The organism is Bradyrhizobium sp. (assembly GCF_017881085.1).
Classification (GTDB): Bacteria; Pseudomonadota; Alphaproteobacteria; order Rhizobiales; family Xanthobacteraceae; genus Bradyrhizobium.
This window is the reverse complement of record NZ_JADGRI010000298.1, coordinates 1-6,638: the sequence shown is the minus strand read 5'-3', so window position 1 is coordinate 6,638 and position 6,638 is coordinate 1. Positions and strand designations below refer to the sequence as shown.

6 protein-coding genes and 1 tRNA gene are annotated in these 6,638 nt (G+C 63.7%); 5 read left to right on the top strand and 2 right to left on the bottom strand.

Annotated features, from left to right (window positions below; all coding sequences use genetic code 11):
- Nucleotides 1-113 precede the first annotated feature (113 nt).
- Nucleotides 114-590: a (2Fe-2S)-binding protein gene (locus QZ213_RS22565; protein ID WP_291688302.1), complete on the top strand. Its 477-nt coding sequence runs from the start codon at nt 114-116 to the stop codon at nt 588-590.
- On the top strand, nt 587-2,704 hold the full coding sequence (locus QZ213_RS22560; protein WP_291688301.1) for a molybdopterin cofactor-binding domain-containing protein: 2,118 nt from the start codon (nt 587-589) through the stop codon (nt 2,702-2,704). The genes QZ213_RS22565 and QZ213_RS22560 overlap by 4 nt, the downstream gene beginning before the upstream one ends.
- A 202-nt stretch (nt 2,705-2,906) precedes the next feature.
- On the opposite strand, the gene QZ213_RS22555 is transcribed toward QZ213_RS22560, so the two are convergent.
- Nucleotides 2,907-2,983: transfer RNA gene (locus tag QZ213_RS22555), tRNA-Met, on the bottom strand.
- Nucleotides 2,984-3,338: 355 nt separating this feature from the next.
- Here QZ213_RS22555 and QZ213_RS22550 point away from each other — a divergent pair.
- The gene (locus QZ213_RS22550) at nt 3,339-4,772 is read left to right on the top strand and encodes a coniferyl aldehyde dehydrogenase (protein ID WP_291688300.1); all 1,434 of its coding nucleotides are present in this window, start codon (nt 3,339-3,341) and stop codon (nt 4,770-4,772) included.
- Between the two features lie 107 nt (nt 4,773-4,879).
- Here the strand turns inward: QZ213_RS22550 and QZ213_RS22545 are convergent, their stop codons facing one another.
- The gene (locus QZ213_RS22545) at nt 4,880-5,641 is read right to left on the bottom strand and encodes an SDR family NAD(P)-dependent oxidoreductase (RefSeq protein ID WP_291688299.1); all 762 of its coding nucleotides are present in this window, start codon (nt 5,639-5,641) and stop codon (nt 4,880-4,882) included.
- A gap of 112 nt (nt 5,642-5,753) precedes the next feature.
- Here QZ213_RS22545 and QZ213_RS22540 point away from each other — a divergent pair, with 112 nt between their 5' ends.
- Both QZ213_RS22540 and QZ213_RS22535 read left to right on the top strand, forming a co-directional pair.
- Entirely contained in the window at nt 5,754-6,269 is a 516-nt protein-coding gene (locus QZ213_RS22540) for a CvpA family protein (RefSeq protein ID WP_291688298.1), read from the top strand.
- 144 nt (nt 6,270-6,413) lie between these two features.
- The coding region (locus QZ213_RS22535) for an SDR family NAD(P)-dependent oxidoreductase (protein ID WP_291688297.1) at nt 6,414-6,638 on the top strand (225 nt) is incomplete at its 3' end.

The window sequence follows — 6,638 nt, the reverse complement described above, 5'->3', positions numbered from 1 at the left end:
TCACGAACATGCGATGTTCCGGATTGCGCGAGATCAAGGCGCGGCTCGGCCGGGCTTCTACGTTTTTGCGCAGACTCCGGTCTGGCCGCGCACCGCGTCATCGGAAACACACCATGAAAAGCTCTGTTCAATTCACCCTCAACAGCCGCCCGGTCAGCCTCGATACCGACGAGGACCGGATGCTATTGTGGGTTCTTCGCACCGATCTGGCGCTGACCGGCACCAAGTATGGATGCGGCGAGGGCATCTGCGGGGCGTGCACGGTGGTGGTCGACGGCGAGGCGCGGCGGTCCTGCCTCACGCCGTTGAAGGAGATCGCGGGCACCGAAATTCTGACCATCGAAGGACTTGCCAAAGACGGAAAATTGCACCCGCTGCAGCAGGCCTTCATCGATCACGGCGCATTCCAGTGCGGCTACTGTACCTCGGGCATGCTGCTTGACGCCTATGCGCTGTTGCAGGGCGATTCGCGACCGCCGCACGACAAGATCGTCAGCCATATGGACCACAATCTTTGCCGCTGCGGCGCCCATCAGCGCATCGTGAAGGCGATCGAAGACGTTGCCGAAAAGACCGGGGGCGAGCGATGAACACGCTTTCGACCATCAACCGGCGCGACTTCCTGGGTGCGCTCGGAGGCGGCATCGTCGTTCTGTTCGGACTTGACGCTTCGGCACCCTCGGCGGCGGCATGGCCAGCCTACCCCAGCGACTTCCACGCTTATCTGGCGATCGGCGCCGACGGCCGGGTCACCGTGTTTTCCGGCAAGATCGAGATGGGCCAGGGCGTCATGACGTCACTGGCGCAGATGGCGGCCGAAGAACTGGGCGCCGATCTGGCGTCGATCGACATGGTGATGGGCGACACCGACAAATGCCCCTGGGACATGGGGACCTTCGGCTCGCTGTCGACGCGGATGTTCGGACCTGCGTTGCGCGCGGCGGCGGCGAAGGCTCGCGCGGTATTGACGACGCTTGCCGCGGCCAAACTGGCCGTTGCGGCCGACCGCGTGACGATCGAGCACGGTGTGGCATCGGTTGCGGGCGAGCCGACCCGGCGGGTGAGCTTCGCCGAATTGGCCGATGGCGCGGGGATTGCCGAACAGGTGAACCAGGCGGCGGCGCTGCGGTCCGTTGCCGATTTCGCCGTGATGGGAAAGTCGCCGAAGCGGCTGGACGGCATCGAGAAGGTGACGGGATCGGCCAAGTACGCCGCCGACATCCGGCTTCCGGAAATGCTTTATGCGCGGATCCTGCGACCGCCGGTTCATGGCGCGGTCCTGACGCAGGCCGACACAAGTGCCGCGGAGAAACTGCCGGGCGTAACAGTGATCAGGCAGGACGGCCTGATCGCCGTGGTGCACGCCGATCCCGAAGCGGCGGCGGCCGCGCTCGCGCAGATCCATGCCGACTGGCAGCAGCCCGCGGCGACGCTGAACCAGGACAGTATTTTCGAACACCTTCGCAGCCATGCCGGCGCCCCGAAGCAAGTCACGGCCAAAGGCGATCTGGCGGCAGCGCCGGTTGCGAAAGCGTTCGAGACCGTTTTTGAAAAGGGCTACGTCGCCCACGCACCGATCGAACCGCATGCCGCGGTCGCCGATGTCCGCGCCGACGGCGCGACGGTTTGGGCCTCGACACAGACGCCGTTTCCGACCCGCGACGGCATCGCCGCCGCGCTCAAGCTCGATCCCAAGCGCGTCCGCATCATCACCCCGTTTGTGGGCGGCGGCTTCGGCGGCAAGAGTGCCGGCGGCCAGGCGATCGAAGCAGCACTTCTATCGCAGATCTGCGGCAAACCGGTTCAGGTCGAAAGGACCCGCGCGGAAGAATTCTTCTACGACACGTTCGATCCGGCCGCGGTGGCGAAGATCAGCTCAGCGCTGGATCGGGACGGCAGGATCTCGCGCTGGGACTATCAGGTGTTCGCCGCCGGCGAGCGCGGCGCCACCACCTTCTACGATATTCCTAACCTTCGTATTACTTCGGCCGGCGGCATGTCCTATGAAGGCGCAGCCCCGCTGAAGGATCTGCATCCGTTCGCGGTCGGCCCATGGCGGGCGCCCGGCGCCAACATGAACATCTTCGCCACCGAATCCCAGATCGATATCATGGCCGCCGCGGCCGGCGCCGATCCCCTGGCCTTTCGCCTTGCGCACATCGGGGACCCACGGGTGCGGAAAGTCCTGCAGGCGGCGGCTGACGCCTTTGGATGGTCGGCTGCGGCCGGCCCGAGCGGCCGAGGCTATGGCATCGCCTTGAGCAGCGACGCCGGAAGCTATGTGGCGACGATCGCCGAAGTGAAGGTCGACAAGCCGAGCGGCAGGGTGAGCGTGGTGCGGATGGTTTGCGCGCAGGACATGGGCGTCATCGTCAATCCGGAAGGCGCGAAAATGCAGATCGAGGGCGGCCTGACCATGGGTCTCGGCTACGCTCTGAGCGAGGAATTGCGCTTCCGCGGCGGCGAGGTGCTCGACCGCAATTACGGCACCTATCATTTGCCGCGTTTCAGCGCCGTTCCCAAAATCGAGACGGTGCTGGTCAGGAATGACGAACTGGCGCCGCAAGGCTGCGGCGAGCCCGCGATCACCACCGTCGGCGGCGCGATAGCCAATGCAGTGTTCGATGCCACCAGCGCAAGGATCCTGCGCCTGCCGATGACTCCCAAGCGCGTCGCAGCGGCAATCTCCACGGCAAGCCGCTGACATGGCGGTGCGACGTAGTATGTGGACGGGCTCGCCCGACGGGTCCGCGCGCCGCGCGGCTCGACCGGTCAACTCGGGTTCGGGAATAAACCCGTCCCAAGTCGCCTCTGCGACGCCATTTCCCGTGATGATTCTCAAATGCAAAAAGCCGCCCCGAAGGGCGGCTTTTCAGATTTAACGCTGTTAAATCAGCACCTTGTCTTGGTTGCGGGGACAGGATTTGAACCTGTGACCTTCAGGTTATGAGCCTGACGAGCTACCGGGCTGCTCCACCCCGCGATAATCATTGCGCGCCTTGCCGAAAAACCGAGTACCGAAACGTCTTTGGCCAACGCGCGGAGCGAGGCTAGTCCGTCCGGAGGCTTCCTGAGAAGGCAACCCCTGGCGAATGCCGTGGGGCGCGAGGGGTATGTACCAACGCAGGCCCGCTTTGGAAAGGGCTGCGAGACGACTTTTGAGGATTTTATGACGGCTAAAATCTCCTGAATCCCGCTTTTCGGTCCAAAACCGGCCAAAGGCAGAGCACTCTTGCCAGACCTTGCGTAAAAGCCCAGTTTTCCAGCCAAAGAACCGGGAAGTAACCGCGGGGAACAACCCCAAGGAAAATGTCGGGGAAAACGTCGAGGAAAACGCCATGGACCAGCCACTGAAGAGCCCGGGCCAAAGCGCCCTGGATGACGCCTTTCACCGCCTGTTCGACCTGTCGCGGTCGGAGCCCGCGCCAACGCTCGAGCAACGCCTCGACCGACTGGCTCGGCTGCGCGCGGTCGTCGCCGACAACGAGGCCCGGTTCGAGGCGGCGATCTCGGCGGATTTCGGCCATCGCAGCAGCGTCGAGACCCTGTTTGCGGAATCGATGTTCATGCTCGGCGAAATCAAGCACACCGCCAGGCACTTGAAAAAATGGATGGCGCCGCGGCGCGTCGCCACCGCGCTGCAATTCATGCCGGCCAAGAACCGGCTGATCCCGCAGCCGCTCGGCGTCGTCGGCATCATCGCGCCCTGGAATTATCCGCTGCAGCTCACGCTGGCGCCGGCGGTGGGCGCGATCGCCGCGGGCAACCGGGTGATGATCAAGCCGAGCGAACTGGTGCCGCGATTCTCGGCGCTGTTGAAAGAGGCGATCTCAGCCAAATTCGACGTCGGCGAAATGGTGGTGACCGGCATCGAGGAGGAGATCGCGAAGAGCTTCGCGTCGCTGCCGTTCGATCATCTGATCTTCACCGGCTCGACCCGCGTCGGCCGTCTCGTCGCGGAAGCGGCCGGGCGCAATCTGACGCCGATCACGCTGGAGCTCGGCGGCAAATCGCCCGCGATCGTCGACCGCTCTGCGGACCTGGCGGAAGCCGCGGAGCGTATCGCCTACGGCAAGCTGCTCAATGCCGGGCAGACCTGCATCGCGCCGGATTATGCGCTGGTGCCGGAAGGCCTGGTGCAGGATTTCGCCGACAAGGTGCAAGCCAGCATGCGGACCATGTTCGGCACCAGTCCCGACAACAAGGATTACACTTCGGTGGTTTCCGACCGGCATTATGCGCGGCTCGAAAGCCTGGTAACGGACGCCGCCGCCAAGGGCGCCCGCATCATGCAGGTGGCAAAACCCGACGATCCCGCATGGAAATCGAAACGCAAATTCCCGCCGACCCTCGTCGTCGGCGCGACCGCGGACATGACGATCATGCAGGAGGAGATCTTCGGGCCGCTACTGCCCGTGATCGGCTACAAGGACGCGGCGGAGCCGATCTCCTATATCAACAGGCACGACCGGCCGCTCGCGCTCTACTGGTTCGGCAAGGACGACGCGGCGCGCGACGAAGTGCTGGCGCGCACCGTCTCCGGTGGCGTCACCGTCAACGACTGCCTGTTCCACTTTGCCCAGATCAATCAGCCGATGGGCGGCGTCGGCGCGTCCGGTACCGGCGCCTATCACGGTGAATGGGGTTTCGACACCTTGAGCAAGCTGAAGCCGGTGTTCTACCGCTCGCCGTTCAACCGGCTGGCCGATCTCTATCCGCCCTACGGCGCCAAGATCGCGCGGATGGAAAAGCTGCTGCGGTTTTTGTCGTAACCGTCATTGCGAGCGAAGCGAAGCAATCCATAGCGCGCCGAAACAAGCCGAATGGATTGCTTCGTCGCTGCGCTCCTCGCAATGACGTGGACAGGATTTCCATCGCCTCACGCCAGCAAAAACCCGCCATCGACGGTGACGACGCTGCCCGTCATGTAGCGCGAGGCGCTTGAGGCCAGCAGCATGATGGCGCCGTCGAGATCGGATTCGGCGCCGATGCGGCGCTGCGGAATCCGTTTGGTCAGTTTCTCGCCCGACGGGGTCGACCAGAAATCATGGTTCATCTCGGTATCGATATAGCCCGGCGCCAGCGCGTTGACGCGGATGCGGTTGCCGGCAAGCTCCAGCGCCATCACCTTGGTGGCCTGGATGATCCCTGCCTTGGAGATGGTGTAGGGCGAAAGGAATTTCATCACACCCAGGCCGAGCACGGACGCTATATTGACGATATTGCCTTCCTGCTTGCGCGCGATCATCCGCCGCGCCATTTCGGTGGCCAGGAAATAGGCGCCCTTGAGATTGGCGTTGATGACGGAATCCCAATCCGCCTCGGTCTGCTCGACCGCGAGTTTTTCGATGGCGATGCCGGCATTGTTGACGAGCACGCTGACCGGACCGAGCGCCGCCTCCGCGCCGTCGACCGCCTTGCTGATCGAGGCAATATCAGTGACGTCCATTTGCACCGCGACGGCGCGTCCTCCCTTCGCCCGAATTTCATCCTCGAGGCTTTTTAGTTTTGCGGTCTGCCGCGCCGCCAGCACGACCGCGGCGCCATGCGCCGAAAGCACGCGTGCGAACTGCCGCCCCAGCCCCTGCGAGGCGCCGGTGACCAGGATAATTTCTTTACTGACATCGAATAAACCGGACATAAGCAGCTCCGCGAGAATACCACACCTTTATTGATACAGACGATTTTAGGGATCGCAAACCGGTTTCGTTGACCAAACCCGGACACGCGAAACACGGTGAGAATTTCCGCTCATGAACAGTTTCGACGCCGTCGTCTATGCTGCCTTGGTTGTCGCCGTCGTCGTCGGCTTCAATTCCGGTTTGCTGCGCAGCGCGGTCACGATTCTTGCCTATCTCTTCGCGATGCCGATCGCGATCTGGGCGATGTCGTTTGTTGGGCCGGCTATCAGCGGTCAAGGCGACTCGTCATGGACGCAGAACTGGCCGCTGTTCTTTGGGATTTTTCTGGCTGCCGGCATGGTGCTGGGAAAACTGATGTGCATGGTGCTCGACGAAGCCATCGGCCCGGGCGCCGGCATCGGCGATCGCCTCGCGGGCGCAGTGCTCGGCGCGGGGCGTGTCGGCCTGGTCGCGGTTACGCTGGTCATGATCTTCGATCAGCTGGTGCCACCGGATCGCGAGCCCGGGTATCTCGCGGGCTCCCGGCTGCGGCCGCTGTTGTCGATAGCCGGGCAAACCGGCTTCCGATCGCTGCCGCCGGAGGTCGCGGCTGTGATCGACCGGCTGAAGAAAGACCGCCAGTTGTAAGGCCTGTCGGCTTTGCCGCGGGCGCCGCATTCCTCTCCCTGATATGCATTTCGGAGGTAGCGAGGTCTCTTATCAGGGCCGCCCGGGTTGGCTACAATGCCGGGATCGGACTTCAACAATCCTGACATAACGGGGAGTGAGACAGTGGATCTTGGGATCAAAGGCCGCCGCGCCATCGTGTGCGCATCCTCCAAGGGCCTGGGACGCGCCTGTGCGATGGCGCTGGCCAACGAAGGCGTGCATGTCACGGTGACCGCGCGCGGAGCCGACGCGCTGGCGAAAACCGCCGCCGAGATACGCAAGGCAAGCCCCGGCGTAACCGTGACCGAAGTCGTCGGTGACATCACCACCCCGGCCGGCCGCGAAGCG